This window comes from Pseudomonas protegens CHA0 (assembly GCF_000397205.1).
GTDB classification, from domain to species: domain Bacteria; phylum Pseudomonadota; class Gammaproteobacteria; order Pseudomonadales; family Pseudomonadaceae; genus Aquipseudomonas; species Aquipseudomonas protegens.
This window is the reverse complement of the sequence record NC_021237.1, coordinates 1,924,965-1,941,709: the sequence shown is the minus strand read 5'-3', so window position 1 is coordinate 1,941,709 and position 16,745 is coordinate 1,924,965. Positions and strand designations below refer to the sequence as shown.

Genomic DNA, 16,745 nt, shown 5'->3' with positions numbered 1-16,745 from the left:
ATCGATCACCCTTTAGTAAGTCCGGACTTTTGGTTCGAAAGTCGGAACAGTCTTCGGCGAGAAGTTGACCGCACGCTTGGCAACGCGCTTCTCACCCGGGAAGTACAGGGTGTGGCACAGCCAGTTTTCGTCGTCACGGTCTTCGAAGTCTTCACGGGCGTGAGCGCCGCGGGACTCTTTGCGCACTTCGGCAGCGATGGCAGTGGCTTCGGCCACTTCCAGCAGGTTCTGCAACTCAAGTGCTTCGATACGCGCAGTGTTGAAAGCTTGAGACTTGTCGTTGATCTTGACGTTGGCGATACGCTCGCGCAGGTCAGCCAGCTGGGCGATACCCTTCTGCATGTATTCGCCGGTACGGAATACACCGAAGTAGTTCTGCATGCAGTTCTGCAGCTCGCGACGCAGGGTTGCAACGTCTTCACCGGTGGTGCGCTCGTTGAGCTTGGCCAGGCGGTTCAGGGCAACATCAACGTCGGTGTCGCTGGCGTCGCGGTATTCGATACCGTCGGTCAGCGCTTTTTCCAGGTGCAGACCGGCTGCACGGCCGAACACCACCAGGTCCAGCAGCGAGTTGCCGCCCAGACGGTTGGCGCCGTGTACCGATACGCAAGCCACTTCACCCACTGCGAACAGGCCAGGGATGATGGTGTCTTCGCCAGCGGCGTTCTGTGTGATGGCCTGGCCATGAATGTTGGTAGCAACGCCGCCCATCATGTAGTGGCAGGTTGGAACGACCGGAACCGGAGCAACCACCGGGTCAACGTGCGCAAACGTCTTGGACAGCTCGCAGATACCTGGCAGGCGGCTGTGCAGCACTTCCTCGCCCAGGTGGTCGAGCTTGAGCATCACGTGGTCGCCGTTCGGGCCACAGCCGTTGCCGGCGATGATTTCCTTGACCATGGAGCGCGCAACAACGTCGCGGCCAGCCAGGTCTTTGGCGTTAGGAGCATAACGCTCCATGAAACGCTCGCCATGCTTGTTGATCAGGTAACCACCCTCACCACGGCAACCTTCGGTTACCAGTACACCGGCGCCCGCAATGCCGGTCGGGTGGAACTGCCACATTTCGATGTCTTGCACCGGAACGCCAGCACGCAGCGCCATACCAACGCCGTCACCGGTATTGATCAGGGCGTTGGTGGTGGAGGCGTAGATACGACCTGCACCGCCGGTGGCCAGAACGGTGGCCTTGGAGCGGATGTAGGTGGTTTCGCCGGTTTCGATGCAGATAGCGATCACGCCGACAAAGGCGCCGTCCTGGTTCTTCACCAGATCGACCGCGTACCACTCGTTGAGGAAGGTGGTGCCGGCTTTCAGGTTGCCCTGATAAAGGGTGTGCAGCAGTGCGTGACCGGTACGGTCGGACGCTGCGCAGGTACGAGCAGCCTGGCCGCCCTTGCCGTAGTCCTTGGACTGACCGCCGAAAGGACGCTGGTAGATACGACCGGTTTCGGTACGGGAGAACGGCAGCCCCATGTGGTCCAGTTCGAAGACCGCAGCCGGGCCTTCCTGACACATGTATTCGATAGCGTCCTGGTCACCGATGTAGTCGGAACCCTTGACGGTATCGTACATGTGCCAGCGCCAGTCATCGTTCGGGTCCGCCGAGGCGATCGCGCAAGTGATGCCGCCCTGGGCAGACACAGTGTGCGAACGGGTCGGGAACACCTTGGTGATCACCGCAGTCTTGTGGCCGCCCTGGGCCAGCTGCAGTGCGGCACGCATGCCGGCGCCGCCGCCGCCAATGATGATGGCGTCGAAAGAAATGGTTGGAATGTTAGCCATGAATCAGATACCCCAGAGAATCTGCACACCCCAGACGAAGTAAGCGAACATCGCGACGCCGCATACTGCCTGGAAAAGGAAACGTACTGCTGTGGCCGACTTGCCCAGCGCCATCGGCGTCAGGTAGTCAGTCGAGATGGTCCACATGCCGACCCAGGCGTGAGCGCCCAGGGCCACCATGGCCAGCAGACTGAAGATACGCATCCAGTTGTTTGCGAACAGGCCATGCCACTGGGTGTAGTCAATGCCCGGATTCGCTACGAGGTATCCGATCAGGAAAATGAAATAAGCCGCGAGAACGACCGCAGACACACGCTGTGCCATCCAGTCATAAAGGCCCGAACGCGACAGGTTCGTAACGCTGGTTACCATATCCAAACTCCCGCCAGAACGATTACCACCACGGATACGGCGATAACGATTTTCGAGCCCAGCTTGCCGCCTTCCAGCGTCTCACCGATGCCCATGTCCATAATCAGATGGCGTACACCGGCCACCAAGTGATACAGCAAGGCGGACAGGAGGCCCCATGCAACGAATTTGGCCAGCGGACTGGTCAAGCACGCCTTCACCTCGGCATAGCCTTCCTCGGAGCCCAGGGATTTGCTCAATGCATAAAGCATGATGCCGATGCCCAGGAAGAGGATGATGCCGGAAACACGGTGGAGAAACGACGTAACGCCGGTGATGGGGAGTTTGATGGTCCTTAGGTCTAGGTTTACAGGTCGTTGGCTATTCACGGCTTTTTTCACACTGAAGAGCCCCTAACAATCAGGGCAAAGTTGTTGGGGAGTGCACTGGTCAGGCAACCACTACCCAGGGAGTGCGACCCCCAGCAAAGCGGGCCCAGAAGCCTACGGAGGTCGGTGGCCGAGTATAGACAGTTAGGCTACTAATGACAACGCAAAGACCTTCCCCTAATAGCTGATTGCGTTAGCGTTATAAAAGGCGTAAATGGCGCTGAATTTCGCGAAAAAATCCCTCCCAAAGCCTTCTGGGACAAGACTTTAGGCAAATTGACATTCGGATTTATCTCACTATAGTGGTGCGGGCCCTGCGTGGGGGGTCTGTCTGATGATTTCAAGCATAAATAGGAGGCCACATGGCTGACAAAAAAGCGCAGTTGATCATCGAGGGCGCAGCCCCCGTCGAGCTGCCCATTTTAACCGGCACCGTTGGTCCCGATGTAATCGATGTTCGGGGTCTGACGGCCACGGGCCGCTTCACTTTTGACCCGGGTTTCATGTCGACCGCCTCCTGCGAGTCGAAAATCACCTACATCGACGGCGACAACGGCATTCTGCTGCATCGCGGCTACCCGATCGAACAGCTGGCCGAGAAATCGGACTACCTGGAAACCTGCTACCTGCTGCTCAACGGTGAATTGCCCACCGCTGAACAGAAGGCCCAGTTCGTCAGCACCGTGAAGAACCACACCATGGTTCACGAACAGCTCAAGAGCTTCTTCAACGGTTTCCGTCGCGACGCCCACCCGATGGCGGTGATGTGCGGCGTAGTCGGTGCCCTGTCGGCGTTCTACCACGACTCCCTGGACATCAATAACCCGCAGCACCGCGAAATCTCCGCCGTGCGCCTGGTGGCCAAGATGCCGACCCTGGCAGCGATGGTCTACAAGTACTCCATGGGCCAGCCGATGATGTACCCGCGCAACGACCTGTCGTACGCGGAAAACTTCCTGCACATGATGTTCAACACCCCGTGCGAGATCAAACCGATCAGCCCGGTACTGGCCAAGGCAATGGACCGGATCTTCATCCTCCATGCCGACCACGAACAGAACGCCTCGACGTCCACCGTGCGCCTGGCGGGCTCCTCGGGTGCCAACCCGTTCGCCTGTATCGCTGCCGGTATCGCTGCACTCTGGGGTCCGGCCCACGGCGGTGCCAACGAAGCGGTACTGACCATGCTCGACGAAATTGGCGATGTCTCGAACATCGACAAGTTCATCGCCAAGGCCAAGGACAAGAACGATCCGTTCAAGCTCATGGGCTTCGGTCACCGCGTGTACAAAAACCGCGACCCGCGCGCCACCGTGATGAAACAGACCTGCGACGAAGTACTCAAGGAACTGGGCATCAACAACGATCCGCAACTCGAACTGGCCATGCGCCTGGAAGAGATCGCCCTGACCGACCCATACTTCATCGAGCGCTCGCTGTACCCGAACGTCGACTTCTACTCGGGGATCATCCTCAAGGCGATCGGCATTCCAACCAGCATGTTCACCGTGATCTTCGCCCTGGCGCGGACCGTCGGCTGGATCTCGCACTGGAAGGAAATGCTCTCCAGCCCGTACAAGATCGGCCGTCCACGCCAGTTGTACACCGGCTACGAGTCGCGTGACATCACCAAACTGGAAGACCGCAAATAAGACCTGCCTTGCGCAAACGTCTTAGCTGCACCGGATACGGCCTCTAACAGAGGTCGTATTTGTTTCTGCCCTCCCCTCGCCCCCCCCCCCAACCCGCAGGATCCGGCCTGCCGGAGAAGAGCCCTGCTCCTCACATACGCTTGCGCTGGCAAGCCAGCTCCTATGCTCCTGCACCTGCAGTCGGGGGGCTCCGGGCAGGGCGAGCGGACAAAAAAATGCCCCGGTCTCTCGATCGGGGCATTTCGCCATTACGCAGCTTCTATATAGAAGCCGATACATTCATCTCGCTTAGTGCGACACCGCCCCACTGGCACCCAGGCCGGTCTGCGAACGCACGAACTGCGGGAAGAACAGCGCCCGCTCGTTGACCGCCGCGGTCGACTTGTCGGTGATGGAGAAGAACCAGATACCGATGAAGGCGATGATCATCGAGAACAGCGCCGGGTACTCGTACGGGAAGATCGCCTTCTCGTGATGCAGGATCTGCACCCAGATGGTCGGGCCGAGGATCATCAGCGCCACGGCACTCACCAGGCCCATCCAGCCGCCAATCATGGCGCCACGGGTGGTGAGCTTCTTCCAGTACATGGAAAGCAGCAGTACCGGGAAGTTGCAGCTGGCGGCAATGGAGAACGCCAAGCCAACCATGAACGCGATGTTCTGGCTTTCAAAGAGAATGCCCAGGCCGATGGCCAGTACGCCCAATGCCACGGTGGTGATCTTGGAAACGCGGATCTCGTCCTTCTCGTTGGCCTTGCCCTTCTTGATCACGCTGGCATACAGGTCATGGGACACCGCCGAGGCGCCAGCCAGGGTCAGGCCTGCAACGACCGCCAGGATGGTGGCGAAGGCCACGGCCGAAATGAAGCCGAGGAACACGCTGCCGCCCACTGCGTTGGCCAGGTGCACCGCCGCCATGTTGTTGCCGCCCAGCAAGGCGCCTGCGGCATCCTTGAAGTCCGGGTTGGTGCTTACCAGCAGGATCGCGCCGAAGCCGATGATGAAGGTCAGGATGTAGAAGTAGCCGATGAAGCCAGTGGCATAGAGCACGCTCTTGCGAGCTTCCTTGGCATCGCTGACGGTAAAGAAGCGCATCAGGATGTGGGGCAGGCCAGCGGTACCGAACATCAGCGCGAGACCTAAGGAGAACGCCGAGATCGGGTCTTTCACCAGGCCGCCGGGGCTCATGATCGCTTCACCCTTGGGGTGAACCTTGATCGCTTCGGAGAACAGGGTGTTGAAGTCGAAGTTGACGTGCTTCATCACCATCAGTGCCATGAAGGACGCGCCGGAGAGCAACAGCACCGCCTTGATGATCTGCACCCAGGTCGTGGCCAGCATGCCGCCGAACAGCACGTACAGGCACATCAGGATGCCCACCAGGATCACCGCCACATGGTAGTCGAGGCCGAACAGCAGCTGGATCAGCTTGCCGGCACCCACCATCTGCGCGATCAGGTAGAACGCCACCACCACCAGCGAGCCACAGGCCGACAGGGTGCGGATCTGGGTCTGCCCGAGGCGGTAGGACGCCACGTCGGCAAAGGTGTACTTGCCCAGGTTGCGCAGGCGCTCGGCGATCAGGAACAGAATGATCGGCCAGCCCACCAGGAAGCCGATGGAGTAGATCAGGCCGTCATAGCCGGAAGTGAACACCAGGGCGGAAATCCCCAGGAAGGACGCCGCGGACATGTAGTCGCCAGCGATCGCCAGGCCGTTCTGGAAGCCGGTGATCTTGCCGCCCGCCGCGTAATAGTCGGCAGCCGACTTGTTGCGCTTGGAGGCCCAGTAGGTGATGCACAGGGTGGCACCGACGAAGACCACGAACATCACGATCGCCGATACGTTGAGTGGTTGCTTGTGGACTTCGCCCGTCAAGGCATCTGCAGCCCAGAGGGCGGGAGCGAAGGCGGCAAGACCGAGTGCTGCGAATAGACGTCGGATCATTGCTGAGCCTCCTTCAGGATCGCATTGTTCAACTCGTCGAATTCGCCGTTGGCGCGTCGCACATAGATGGCCGTCAGGATGAAGGCCGAGAGAATCAAGCCGACACCGATGGGAATGCCCCAGGTGATGGATGAGGTAGGACTGAGTTTGGCTCCCAGGATCTGGGGACCATAGGCGATCAACAGGATGAAAGCCGAGTAAAGCCCAAGCATGATCGCCGAGAGAATCCAGGCGAACCGCTCTCGTTTGCTGACCAGCTCCTTGAAACGCGGGCTGTTTTGAATCGAGAGGTAAATGCTGTCGTTCATTGTTTTTATCCTCGCAGCACAGATTTTAGGTGGAACCTAATCCACTCTATGCGGCTATGGAGCAGGTTCCAGACGACCTTAGTATTAGAACGACATTAGCGTTGGCGCCGGTTTTTTCTTCAATAAATGACAAGGCCGCCCACTGTTTCCAGTGCGCGGCCTCAAGACCCCTGATCTAGACGCGTTGTGCTTATTTAGCAGTCCACTCGGCAACCCTTTCCGGGTGCTTGCTCACCCAATCCTTGGCCGCCACATCGGGTTTTGCACCCTCTTGAATGGCCAGCATGACCTCACCGATTTCATCTTTCGAGGCCCACTGGAATTTCTTCAGGAAGGCCGCCACTTCCGGCGCCTTCTTCTCCAGGCCCTTGCTGCCGATGCTGTTGACGGTTTCAGCAGCGCCGTACACGCCCTTCGGGTCTTCGAGGAAGCGCAGTTTCCACTTGGCGAACATCCAGTGCGGCACCCAGCCGGTCACGGCGATGGAATCCTGTTTTTCTTCGGCGCGGGTCAGCTCGGCGATCATTGCCGCCCCGGAACTGGCCTGCAGCTTGTAGTCCAGGCCGTAGTCCTTGATCGCCTGGTCGGTCTTGAGCATCACCCCCGAGCCGGCGTCGATGCCGACGATCTTGTTCTTGAACGTGGTATCGATCTTGAGGTCCTCGATGGACTTGGCCTTGACGTACTCCGGCACGATCAGGCCGATCTTGGCGTCCTTGAAGTTGGGGCCGTAGTCCACCACCTTGTCCTTGTTCTTGGCCCAGTACTCGCCATGGGTCACCGGCAGCCAGGCCGAAAGCATGGCGTCGAGCTTGCCGGTGGCTACGCCCTGCCACATGATCCCGGTCGCCACCGCTTGCAGCTTGACGTCATAACCGAGCTTCTGCTTGATCACTTCCGCCGCCACATGGGTCGTCGCCACGCTGTCGGACCAGCCGTCGACATAGCCGATGCTCAGGGTCTTGCTGTCGGCACTGGCCAGAGTGGAGCTGATGGCAAGTACCAGTGCGGCACCTGCGCCTAAGAGTCGTCGCATCTTCATCGTTACTTCCCCGAAAAGTGCAGTGCCGGGCGGCTGCCAGGCACGTCAACGTATGGTTATGGTGCTCAGCGCCCCCATCACGCCTCACCGCGAACGCGTTCGATCATCAGCGGAGTACTGATGCCTGGATCATCAACCCGCCCTGTTCCGCGACCTGCTCTGTCTACGACCTCAAGGCAGCCAGCAGCGACATCAGATAGCCAGTAACCAACGGCCGGCCTCTCCCGGGCAATGGGTCCGCCCGAACTTTGCATGTCAAAATCATGCAGCCCACCAAGCTGCGGACAAATGCGGGTAAGATGCCCGGCTTTGTTCCACGACGGCCCGATCATGCCCGCCACCCCTCGTTTCCACGCCCTGCCCTATCTGTTCGCCTGCCTGCTCGGGCTGCTGGCCCTCTGCGGTTATTGGTACGGCCTTGGCCGGCCGGTGCACCTGCCGGATGTCGCCAGCGCCAGCCACAAGCTGCAGTGCGCTTCCTACACTCCGTTCGACAAGGACCAGTCGCCCTTCGACCAGCCGTTCAAGCTGCGCCCGCAGCGCATGGACGCCGACCTGGCCCTGCTGGCGACCCGTTTCGAATGCATCCGTACCTATTCCATGACCGGCCTGGAAGCCCTGCCGGACCTGGCGCGCAAGCACGGCCTGAAGCTGATGATCGGCGCCTGGGTCAACAGCAACCCGGTGGACACCGAGAAGGAGGTCGACCTGCTGATCGCCTCGGCCAACGCCAACCCGGACGTGGTCAGTGCGGTGATCGTCGGTAACGAAGCACTGCTGCGCAAGGAGGTCACCGGCGCGCAATTGGCGCGGCTGATCCTCAAGGTCAAGGCCGGGGTCAAGCAGCCGGTGACCTACGCCGATGTCTGGGAGTTCTGGCTCAAGCACCCGGAAATCGCCCCGGCGGTGGATTTCCTCACCATCCACCTGCTGCCGTACTGGGAAGACGATCCGTCGAACATCGACGCCGCCTTGAACCACGTGGCCGAGGTGCGCCAGGTGTTCGGCAACCGCTTCGCCCCCAAGGACGTACTGATTGGCGAGACCGGCTGGCCCAGTGAAGGCCGGCAGCGAGAAACCGCGCTGCCCAGCCGGGTCAACGAGGCCAAGTTCATCCGAGGCTTCGTCGCCCTGGCGGAACACAATGGCTGGCACTACAACCTGATCGAAGCCTTCGACCAGCCCTGGAAGCGCGCCAGCGAAGGTGCCGTCGGTGGCTACTGGGGACTGTTCGATGCTGATCGCCAGGACAAGGGCATCCTCGCCGGCCCGGTGTCCAACCTGCCGTACTGGCCGCTGTGGCTGGGCGTCGGCGGCCTGATACTGCTCGGCACCCTGGTGCTCGGCGGCCGGCCCCGCGACCACCGCGCCGCCCTGCTGCTGCCCCTGTTGGGCGCAGTGGCCGCTTGCAGCATCGGAACCTCTGGAGAACTGGCGCGGGCAACCAGCCGTTTCGCCGGTGAATGGTGCTGGGCCGCGTTGCTGCTGGGGCTCAACCTGCTGGTGCTGGCCCACGCCGCCCTGGCCCTGAGCCCTCGCCAGAGCTGGCGCCTGAAAGCCTTCGATGCACTGGAGAAACGGGCCGGCTGGCTGCTGACGGCCGCAGGCTTCGCCGCAGCGGTGATGATGCTGGAGCTGGTGTTCGACCCGCGCTACCGCAGCTTCCCCAGCGCGGCCCTGCTACTGCCGGCACTGGTCTACCTGTGCCGCCCGGTGCGAGTGCCGCGCCGGGAGATTGCCCTGCTGACCTTTATCGTCGGTGCCGGCATTGCTCCGCAGTTGTATCAGGAAGGTCTGGCCAACCAGCAGGCCTGGGGCTGGGCCCTGGTCAGCCTGCTGATGGTAGCGGCGCTTTGGCGCAACCTGCGGGCCCGCAGGGCCTGAGGCCATAGGCCATGGCCGCTGCTGCGGCTATGGCTTGCTGGCGCGCACCAGGCGCAAGCCGGCAATCACCACGGCAAATACCGCCAGGGTGGTGTTGTACAGGGCCAGGGCCGGGATGCCAATCAGCAACGCCAGTACGCCCAGCCCCCAACCGGCACGCCCGGGCATGACAAAACCCAGGAGCGCCACGGCCACCGCGCTCCAGCCCAGCACCTTGAAGTGAATCATCCAACCCAGGCTGGAGCGCAGCCCGCACTCCCAGCGGCTGGCAGCCTCGACACAGGCACCCACCCAGCGCGCATCCTCCATGAAGCCGTAGCGCAGGCCATAACTGGCGGCCAGCCACAGCGGCAGGACCACGAGCAGCAGAATCAGGGGAAGGCGGCGGGACATGAAACACTCCGAACAGTCAAAACGGCGCCCAGCATAATCCCCCGCGAACGCTTGGCAAGCGCCAGGCGCAGATATCTGTCATGCAAATGGCGGCAAAGTGTATCGTCCGGCTACTATCACTTCCCAATAAGCCTGTCGCAGGCGTTATTTGTGCCCAACCATGGCACTTCGGCAGCAGCGCGGTGGTCATAGCCTGCGAACCTCATTCGGTACCTTCTTCTAGGGATACAGTCATGCTTCGTTCCTTGCGCTTCGCTGCCCTGTTTGGCGGCCTTATCCTGAGTGCGTCCGCGCTGGCGGTCGACGTCGACCCGGCCACCTATGGCTACCCGTTGACCAACCCCTTCGAAGCCACCATCGCCACCACGCCTCCGGAGTTGCGCCCGGAACTGCCCGCAAGCGATGACATCCGCCAGTCTGACCACAGCCTGACGCTGCGTCCGGAACGGGAATTCATCCTCCCGGACAACTTCTGGGCGGTGAAGAAACTCACCTACCGCATTGCCACCCAGGACCACGCCGCGCCGCTGATCTTCCTGATCGCCGGCACCGGGGCGCGCTATGACAGCAGCCTCAACGAGTACCTGAAGAAGCTCTACTACAAAGCCGGCTACCACGTGGTGCAGCTGTCCTCGCCCACCAGCTTCGACTTCATCAGCGCCGCTTCGCGCTTTGCCACCCCGGGCGTGACCCAGGAAGACGCCGAGGACATGTACCGGGTGATGCAGGCCGTACGGGCGCAGAATCCCAAGCTGCCGATCACCGAGTTCTACCTCACCGGCTACAGTCTTGGCGCGCTGGATGCGGCCTTCGTCAGCAAGCTGGATGAAACCCGGCGCAGCTTCAATTTCAAGAAGGTCCTGCTGCTCAACCCGCCGGTCAATCTCTATACCTCGATCACCAACCTCGACAAGCTGGTGCAGACCGAGGTCAAGGGCATCAACAACAGCACTACCTTCTACGAACTGGTGCTGGGCAAGCTGACCCGCTACTTCCAGCAGAAGGGCTATATCGACCTCAACGACGCCCTGCTCTACGACTTCCAGCAATCCAAGCAGCACCTGACCAACGAGCAGATGGCGATGCTGATCGGCACCTCCTTCCGTTTCTCGGCGGCGGACATTGCCTTCACCTCGGACCTGATCAACCGCCGTGGCCTGATCACCCCGCCCAAATACCCGATCCGCGAAGGCACCAGCCTCACGCCGTTTCTCAAGCGTGCCCTGCAATGCGACTTCGACTGCTACCTGACCGAGCAGGTGATCCCCATGTGGCGCGCCCGCACCGATGGCGGCAGCCTGCTGCAACTGATCGACCAGGTCAGCCTCTACGCCCTGCAGGACTACCTCAAGGCCAGCCCGAAGATCGCCGTGATGCACAACGCCGACGACGTGATCCTCGGCCCCGGCGACCTGGGTTTCCTGCGTAAAACCTTTGGTGACCGCCTGACCGTCTACCCCCATGGCGGCCACTGCGGCAACCTCAACTACCGCGTCAACAGCGACGCCATGCTGGAGTTCTTCCGTGGCTAAACATCTCCTGCTTATCGCTGCGTTGCTCTGTGCAGGCTATGCCCAAGCCGACAACAGCAAGGCCAACATTCCCGTCACCCCCGACCCCGATGGCTTCACCGAGCCGTTGAAGAAGCTCAAGTTCAACCCGGGGCTGGACCAGCGCGAGTTCGAGCGCTCGACCTTGAACGCCCTGAATATCTACGACCCGCTGGAGTCGTGGAACCGCCGGGTCTACCACTTCAACTACCGCTTCGACCAATGGGTGTTCCTGCCGGTGGTGGACGGGTACCGCTACGTGACGCCGAGCTTCCTGCGCACCGGGGTCAGCAACTTCTTCAACAACCTGGGCGATGTGCCCAACCTGTTCAACAGCCTGCTGCAGTTCAAGGGCCAGCGCTCCATGGAAACCACCGCGCGCCTGCTGCTCAACACCACCATCGGCGTGGCGGGCCTGTGGGACCCGGCTACCAAGATGGGCCTGCCGCGCCAGAGCGAAGACTTCGGCCAGACCCTGGGCTTCTACGGCGTACCCGGCGGCGCGTACCTGGTGCTGCCGATCCTCGGCCCGTCGAACCTGCGTGATACCGCCGGGCTGGCGGTGGACTACACCGCCGAATCGGCGATCAACTTCCTCAATGTTTCGGAAGCCAGCAGCAACCACCCGGAAATCTGGGTCCTGCGCGGGGTCGACAAGCGCTACCAGACCAGCTTCCGCTATGGCCAGCTGAACTCGCCGTTCGAATACGAGAAAGTGCGCTACGTCTACACCGAGTCGCGCAAGCTGCAGATCGCCGAGTAACCCTGCCTCGCCCCGCCATCCGGCGGGGCGTCCGCTCCCCGTCAAAGCCCCTTCCTCCCCGCTCGTTGAAAAGCCGATTGGCACACCCTGGCAAAATCGATACGATGCTAATCATTAGCTAGCTATCGATGTGTCTGAAAGATGAAACTGCCGACCTTTTTCCGCGCCGATATCTGGCAAGCCCTCTTCGCCCCTGCCCCTGCCGACCTGCTGTTCGCCGCGCGCAACCTGATTGCCGGCGGCCTGGCCCTGTACCTGGCGTTCCGCCTGGATTTCGAACAACCGCAATGGGCCCTGACCACGGTGTTCATCGTCAGCCAGTCCAGCAGCGGCATGGTCCTGGCCAAGGGCGCCTACCGCCTGCTGGGCACCCTGGTGGGGGCCGTGGTGTCGATATTGCTGATCGCTACCCTGGGCCAGGCGCCCCTGCTGTTCCTGCTGGCCATGGCCCTGTGGCTGGCCTTCTGCACCACCGGCGCCTCGCTGCTGCGCAACCACGCAGCCTACGGTTTCGTACTGGCGGGCTACACCACTGCCATCATCGCCCTGCCCGCCACCGCAGCGCCCTTGCAGGTGTTCGACCAGGCAGTGGCGCGCTGTTCGGAAATCGGCCTGGGGATCATCTGCGCCGCCGTGGCCAGCCAACTGCTCTGGCCGCGCCGGGTGGAACAGGCGCTGGCGGTCCAGGGCCGCGCCGCCTGGCTGGCCGGGCGCCAGGCCGCAGCCTCGGAGTTGCTGGGGGAAGACCAGCGCAAGGGGCTGCTGGAAGCCCTGGGGCGTATCGTCACCGTGGATGCCCAACGCGATCACGCCTGGTTCGAAGGCCCGCAGGGGCGCCGTCGCTCCCAGGCGCTGCGGGTGCTGAGCCGCGACCTGCTGGGCTTGCTCCGGTCCGCCCGCGGCGTGGCGCGGCAACGGCAGATGCTCGACGCCGCCACCGCGCAGCAACTCCAACCCTTGCTCGGCGAGACCATCCAGGCCCTGCAGGCCGAACATGACGCCGCCCTGCCGCCCTTGCTCCAGCGCCTGCAACAGGCACTGCAGGACCCTTCGCTGTCCGCCGCAGGCCATCTGTGCCTGGTGCAACTGGCCCAGGTACTGGAGCGGGTGGAACAGAGCGCCCTGAGTGTCAGCGCCGTGGAACAGGGCCGGGTCCCGCCCGGCGCTCCCGGCGCCCTGTCCTGGCACCGGGATATCCAGCAAGGGGTGCTGGGAGGCTTGCGCAGCGCCCTGGCCTTTCTCGCCGTCGCCGGCTTCTGGCTGCTGTCCGCCTGGCCCTCGGGGCTGGGGGCCGTCTCCATCTGTGGCGTGGTGCTGAGCCTGTTCGCCGGACGTGAGAACCCTGCCGCGTCCTGCCTGAATTTCTTCAAGGGCATTGCCCTGTCCATTCCCGTGGCGGCCTTCGTCGGCCTTGGCCTGCTGCCGGGCTGGGACGGTTTTCCCCTGCTGTGCCTGGGGCTGGCAGTGCCGCTGTTCTGCGCTTCGCTGTGCATGAGCCGACCGAAGCTCGCGCCCGTCGCCTCGGCGTTCTGCATCTTTTTCGTCAACAACGTCGGCCCCAGCAACCTGATGAGCTACGACCTCGGGGCGTTCCTGAACAAGGCCATGGCCACCCTGATCGGTGTCGGCATCGCCGTGGTGGTGCTGCGCCTGGTCAGCCTCAACCCGGGCGAGCAGCACTACCGGCGGATGTTCAAGGCTTCGCTGTTCGATCTGGCGCAGCTCACCTCACGCCCGCCGGAGCAGGCCGAAAGCTGGTTCGGCGGGCGCATGGCCGATCGGCTGATCCGGGTGTCGCGGTATTGGCAGATGCAGCCCGAGAACCGCCGCAGTCACTGGGACAACGGCCTGCTGGGGCTGGACCTGGGAGATGAGCTGCTGCAATTGCGCAGTTGCCTGGACCCGGCCCGGGGCACCCTGGCCACGGAACGCGAGCATTATCTCGCGCACCTGGCGACGCTGCTCAGGCACGGCGGCCCCAGCGCCAACCGCAGCGAACAGCTGGATGCGGTCTCGGCGGCCCTGCTCAAGGCCCTGGATGGCGACCGCGACCTGCCCCTGCAAGCCCGGGAGATGGCCCGGGCGGCGATTCTGCAACTGCAGTTCACCTGGCGCCGCTGGTGCCGCCAGCAACAAGCGGCCGCGCTGCCGACCCCGGTGCCGGCAGCGGGCTGAGCGCCCGTCAGCCGCGCAGTGCACGCCAGGCCTTGCCCGCCAGGGTGACCGCCAACAGCACCACGGCACCGGCAATGATCCCGGCCACGGCATTGAGCAGGGTCGGCATCAACGCCGATACCGGGCCTATGACCCCGGCGCTGCGCCCGGCCAGCCCTTCTATCAGGTGGTGCACGGCGGGCACACCGTGGGTCAGGATGCCGCCGCCGACCATGAACATCGCCGCCGTACCGATCACCGACAGGCTCTTCATCATCAGCGGCGCTGCCCGCAGGATCGCCCCACCGATGCGTTTGGCCAGGGCGGCGGGCTTGTGCACCAGCCACAGCCCCAGGTCATCGAGCTTGACGATGCCGGCCACCAGGCCGTAGACACCGACGGTCATGACAATGGCGATACCCGAGAGCACCACCACCTGCTGGGTCAGGGAGGCCCCGGCCACGGTGCCCAGGGTGATGGCGATGATTTCCGCGGAAAGGATGAAATCGGTGCGCACCGCACCCTTGATCTTGTCCTTCTCGAAAGCCACCAGATCCACCTGGGGGTCGGCCAGGGCTTGCAGGGTCTGGGTATGTTCGGCCGCCACTTCGGCGTGGTGCAGGTATTTGTGCGCCAGCTTCTCGAAGCCCTCGAAACACAGGTAGGCGCCACCCAGCATCAGCAGCGGGGTCACCAGCCACGGCGCCAGGGCGCTGATGGCCAGCGCCGCCGGCACCAGGATCAGCTTGTTGCGAAACGACCCCTTGGCCACCGCCCAGACCACCGGGATTTCCCGCTCGGCGCGGACCCCGGAGACCTGCTGGGCATTGAGCGCGAGGTCGTCGCCCAGCACACCGGCGGTCTTCTTCGCCGCCATCTTGGTCATCAAGGCCACGTCATCGAGTACCGCGGCGATGTCATCGATCAATACCAGCAAACTGCTTCCGGCCATGAACCTGGCTTCCCTGCATGGAAATAAGGCGCGCAGCATACCGTGCCGCTGGCAGCACAAGCGAGATGCCAGAAGCAGTAAAACCGCGGCCGCCGGGCATTCTTGAGCCTCGCGCGACGCCGGTGCTACCATGCGCAACCGCCCGAACAGGCAAGGAATCCCCTGGTTTATGAGCACCATCCGCGAGCGCAATAAAGAACTGATCCTGCGGGCCGCCAGTGAAGAGTTTGCCGACAAGGGCTTTGCGGCGACCAAGACCAGCGACATCGCCGCCAAGGCCGGGTTGCCCAAACCCAACGTCTACTACTACTTCAAGTCCAAGGAAAACCTCTATCGCGAGGTGCTGGAAAGCATCATCGAACCCATCCTCCAGGCCTCCACCCCGTTCAATGCCGATGGCGTGCCCAGCGAAGTGCTCAGCGGCTACATCCGCTCGAAGATCCGCATCTCCCGCGACCTGCCCTTCGCTTCCAAGGTCTTTGCCAGCGAGATCATGCATGGCGCGCCGCACCTGAGCCCGGAACAGGTGGAACAGCTCAACGCCCAGGCCAAGCACAACATCGAGTGCATCCAGACCTGGATCGATCGCGGCCTGATCGCCCCGCTCGACCCCAACCACCTGATGTTCAGCATCTGGGCCGCAACCCAGACCTACGCCGACTTCGACTGGCAGATCTCGGTGGTCACCGGCAAGACCAAGCTCGACGAAGACGACTACGAAGCTGCGGCGCAGACCATCATCCGCCTGGTGCTCAAGGGCTGTGAACTGGATCGCTGATAGCGTTTCGGTACTTTCTGGTTTGTTTCCCGGCCCGCAAGGGCGCAATAGTTTCAATCAAGATCCTGCGCGGCTTTTCGCAGCCTCGCGGGCTCGGCAGTGGCTACAGGCCGGGCCCGCGAGGTCGAGGGCTATGCGCTGACGCCGGCGTCCGCCGCCAGGCCCTGGGCTTCGATCGCGCTGATGGCGCACTGCTCATCGATGTCCGAGGTATCGCCACTGATGCCGATCGCCCCCATCACTGCCCCCGCCTGATCCCGAATCAACACCCCGCCCGGCGCAGGCACCACGCTGCCCTGCCCCAGACCGTTCAATGCGCCGATGAAGGCCGGGCGCTGCTGCGCGTCCAGGGCCAGCAGGCGCGAGCCCTTGCCCAGGGCCACCGCCCCCCAGGCCTTGCCGATGGCGATCTGCGGGCGCAGCAGGCTGGCGCCGTCCTCCCGTTGCAGGGTCACCAGGTGCCCGCCGGCATCCAGCACCGCGATGGTCAGCGGCGCCGCATTGATCTTGCGCCCCGCGTTGATGGCCTGGTTGGCCAGGTTGACTGCGACTTTCAAGGTTAAAGCGCTCATGGGTGCCGTCCTTATCTTGTTATTGAGAAAGCCTGGGGAAGCTTCTTGTAGGAGAAGTCCGATACAACAAATAGAACACAATGAATTTATTTTTTGTATACAATAATTCGCGAAAGGCAGCCCCTGCGACAAAAGGACGCCGGTTTATCGGGGCTTTGATGAAAGCCGCTGCCGCTCAAGAAAATGGATTGACCTGCGCCATCCGCCGTGAATACACTTTGCGCA

General features: G+C 62.4%; 15 protein-coding genes. 6 read left to right on the top strand and 9 right to left on the bottom strand.

Annotated features, from left to right (window positions below; translation table 11 throughout):
* Positions 1-12 precede the first annotated feature (12 nt).
* Genes sdhA through sdhC form a run of 3 tightly spaced genes read right to left on the bottom strand, consistent with a single transcriptional unit; the run spans position 13 to position 2,537 of the window.
* Positions 13-1,785 (bottom strand): succinate dehydrogenase flavoprotein subunit, encoded by a 1,773-nt coding sequence (sdhA, locus tag PFLCHA0_RS08750; protein WP_011060050.1) that lies wholly within the window; start codon positions 1,783-1,785, stop codon positions 13-15.
* A gap of 3 nt (positions 1,786-1,788) precedes the next feature.
* Positions 1,789-2,157 carry a succinate dehydrogenase, hydrophobic membrane anchor protein gene (gene sdhD / locus PFLCHA0_RS08745; protein WP_011060049.1) on the bottom strand — a complete coding sequence of 123 codons (369 nt, stop codon included), beginning with the start codon at positions 2,155-2,157 and terminating at the stop codon, positions 1,789-1,791.
* The gene (gene sdhC, locus PFLCHA0_RS08740) at positions 2,151-2,537 is read right to left on the bottom strand and encodes a succinate dehydrogenase, cytochrome b556 subunit (RefSeq protein WP_015634665.1); all 387 of its coding nucleotides are present in this window, start codon (positions 2,535-2,537) and stop codon (positions 2,151-2,153) included. Before sdhC ends, sdhD begins: the two co-directional genes overlap by 7 nt.
* A 350-nt stretch (positions 2,538-2,887) precedes the next feature.
* Here sdhC and gltA point away from each other — a divergent pair, with 350 nt between their 5' ends.
* Positions 2,888-4,177: a citrate synthase gene (gene gltA / locus PFLCHA0_RS08735; RefSeq protein ID WP_011060047.1), complete on the top strand. Its 1,290-nt coding sequence runs from the start codon at positions 2,888-2,890 to the stop codon at positions 4,175-4,177.
* 288 nt (positions 4,178-4,465) lie between these two features.
* On the opposite strand, the gene PFLCHA0_RS08730 is transcribed toward gltA, so the two are convergent.
* The 3 genes from PFLCHA0_RS08730 to PFLCHA0_RS08720 form a co-directional block, all read right to left on the bottom strand.
* Positions 4,466-6,124, bottom strand: a complete 1,659-nt coding sequence (locus PFLCHA0_RS08730) for a cation acetate symporter (protein WP_011060046.1) — start codon at positions 6,122-6,124, stop codon at positions 4,466-4,468.
* Complete coding sequence (locus tag PFLCHA0_RS08725; protein WP_011060045.1) at positions 6,121-6,432, bottom strand: DUF485 domain-containing protein; 312 nt, start codon at positions 6,430-6,432, stop codon at positions 6,121-6,123. Before PFLCHA0_RS08725 ends, PFLCHA0_RS08730 begins: the two co-directional genes overlap by 4 nt.
* 190 nt (positions 6,433-6,622) lie before the next feature.
* The gene (locus PFLCHA0_RS08720; RefSeq protein ID WP_015634664.1) at positions 6,623-7,474 is read right to left on the bottom strand and encodes a glycine betaine ABC transporter substrate-binding protein; all 852 of its coding nucleotides are present in this window, start codon (positions 7,472-7,474) and stop codon (positions 6,623-6,625) included.
* Positions 7,475-7,762: 288 nt separating this feature from the next.
* Between PFLCHA0_RS08720 and PFLCHA0_RS08715 the strand changes: the two genes are divergently transcribed.
* Complete coding sequence (locus tag PFLCHA0_RS08715; RefSeq protein WP_172621740.1) at positions 7,763-9,358, top strand: glycoside hydrolase family 17 protein; 1,596 nt, start codon at positions 7,763-7,765, stop codon at positions 9,356-9,358.
* Between the two features lie 27 nt (positions 9,359-9,385).
* Here the strand turns inward: PFLCHA0_RS08715 and PFLCHA0_RS08710 are convergent, their stop codons facing one another.
* Positions 9,386-9,751: a hypothetical protein gene (locus PFLCHA0_RS08710; protein WP_011060042.1), complete on the bottom strand. Its 366-nt coding sequence runs from the start codon at positions 9,749-9,751 to the stop codon at positions 9,386-9,388.
* Positions 9,752-9,984: 233 nt separating this feature from the next.
* On the opposite strand from PFLCHA0_RS08710, the gene PFLCHA0_RS08705 reads away from it, so the two are divergent.
* From PFLCHA0_RS08705 to PFLCHA0_RS08695, 3 genes are all read left to right on the top strand, one after another.
* Positions 9,985-11,283: a hypothetical protein gene (locus PFLCHA0_RS08705; protein ID WP_015634662.1), complete on the top strand. Its 1,299-nt coding sequence runs from the start codon at positions 9,985-9,987 to the stop codon at positions 11,281-11,283.
* Positions 11,276-12,064 (top strand): MlaA family lipoprotein, encoded by a 789-nt coding sequence (locus PFLCHA0_RS08700; RefSeq protein WP_011060040.1) that lies wholly within the window; start codon positions 11,276-11,278, stop codon positions 12,062-12,064. The genes PFLCHA0_RS08705 and PFLCHA0_RS08700 overlap by 8 nt, the downstream gene beginning before the upstream one ends.
* A gap of 141 nt (positions 12,065-12,205) precedes the next feature.
* On the top strand, positions 12,206-14,239 hold the full coding sequence (locus tag PFLCHA0_RS08695; RefSeq protein ID WP_015634661.1) for an FUSC family protein: 2,034 nt from the start codon (positions 12,206-12,208) through the stop codon (positions 14,237-14,239).
* 7 nt (positions 14,240-14,246) lie between these two features.
* On the opposite strand, the gene PFLCHA0_RS08690 is transcribed toward PFLCHA0_RS08695, so the two are convergent.
* Complete coding sequence (locus tag PFLCHA0_RS08690) at positions 14,247-15,170, bottom strand: DUF808 domain-containing protein (RefSeq protein WP_015634660.1); 924 nt, start codon at positions 15,168-15,170, stop codon at positions 14,247-14,249.
* Positions 15,171-15,339: 169 nt separating this feature from the next.
* On the opposite strand from PFLCHA0_RS08690, the gene PFLCHA0_RS08685 reads away from it, so the two are divergent.
* Entirely contained in the window at positions 15,340-15,948 is a 609-nt protein-coding gene (locus PFLCHA0_RS08685) for a TetR/AcrR family transcriptional regulator (RefSeq protein ID WP_011060037.1), read from the top strand.
* 131 nt (positions 15,949-16,079) lie between these two features.
* On the opposite strand, the gene PFLCHA0_RS08680 is transcribed toward PFLCHA0_RS08685, so the two are convergent.
* On the bottom strand, positions 16,080-16,520 hold the full coding sequence (locus tag PFLCHA0_RS08680) for a GlcG/HbpS family heme-binding protein (RefSeq protein ID WP_015634659.1): 441 nt from the start codon (positions 16,518-16,520) through the stop codon (positions 16,080-16,082).
* Between the last annotated feature and the right edge of the window lie 225 nt (positions 16,521-16,745).

What these genes read in the sequence shown, in the direction of transcription:
- gltA (WP_011060047.1), top strand. Translation starts at nt 2,888, where the DNA reads ATGGCTGACAAAAAAGCGCAGTTGATCATCGAGGGCGCAGCCCCCGTC.
- PFLCHA0_RS08730 (WP_011060046.1), bottom strand. Translation starts at nt 6,124, where the DNA reads ATGATCCGACGTCTATTCGCAGCACTCGGTCTTGCCGCCTTCGCTCCC.
- PFLCHA0_RS08720 (WP_015634664.1), bottom strand. Translation starts at nt 7,474, where the DNA reads ATGAAGATGCGACGACTCTTAGGCGCAGGTGCCGCACTGGTACTTGCC.
- PFLCHA0_RS08710 (WP_011060042.1), bottom strand. Translation starts at nt 9,751, where the DNA reads ATGTCCCGCCGCCTTCCCCTGATTCTGCTGCTCGTGGTCCTGCCGCTG.
- PFLCHA0_RS08715 (WP_172621740.1), top strand. Translation starts at nt 7,763, where the DNA reads ATGCGGGTAAGATGCCCGGCTTTGTTCCACGACGGCCCGATCATGCCC.
- sdhD (WP_011060049.1), bottom strand. Translation starts at nt 2,157, where the DNA reads ATGGTAACCAGCGTTACGAACCTGTCGCGTTCGGGCCTTTATGACTGG.
- PFLCHA0_RS08705 (WP_015634662.1), top strand. Translation starts at nt 9,985, where the DNA reads ATGCTTCGTTCCTTGCGCTTCGCTGCCCTGTTTGGCGGCCTTATCCTG.
- PFLCHA0_RS08690 (WP_015634660.1), bottom strand. Translation starts at nt 15,170, where the DNA reads ATGGCCGGAAGCAGTTTGCTGGTATTGATCGATGACATCGCCGCGGTA.
- PFLCHA0_RS08725 (WP_011060045.1), bottom strand. Translation starts at nt 6,432, where the DNA reads ATGAACGACAGCATTTACCTCTCGATTCAAAACAGCCCGCGTTTCAAG.
- PFLCHA0_RS08680 (WP_015634659.1), bottom strand. Translation starts at nt 16,520, where the DNA reads ATGAGCGCTTTAACCTTGAAAGTCGCAGTCAACCTGGCCAACCAGGCC.
- sdhA (WP_011060050.1), bottom strand. Translation starts at nt 1,785, where the DNA reads ATGGCTAACATTCCAACCATTTCTTTCGACGCCATCATCATTGGCGGC.
- PFLCHA0_RS08695 (WP_015634661.1), top strand. Translation starts at nt 12,206, where the DNA reads ATGAAACTGCCGACCTTTTTCCGCGCCGATATCTGGCAAGCCCTCTTC.
- PFLCHA0_RS08685 (WP_011060037.1), top strand. Translation starts at nt 15,340, where the DNA reads ATGAGCACCATCCGCGAGCGCAATAAAGAACTGATCCTGCGGGCCGCC.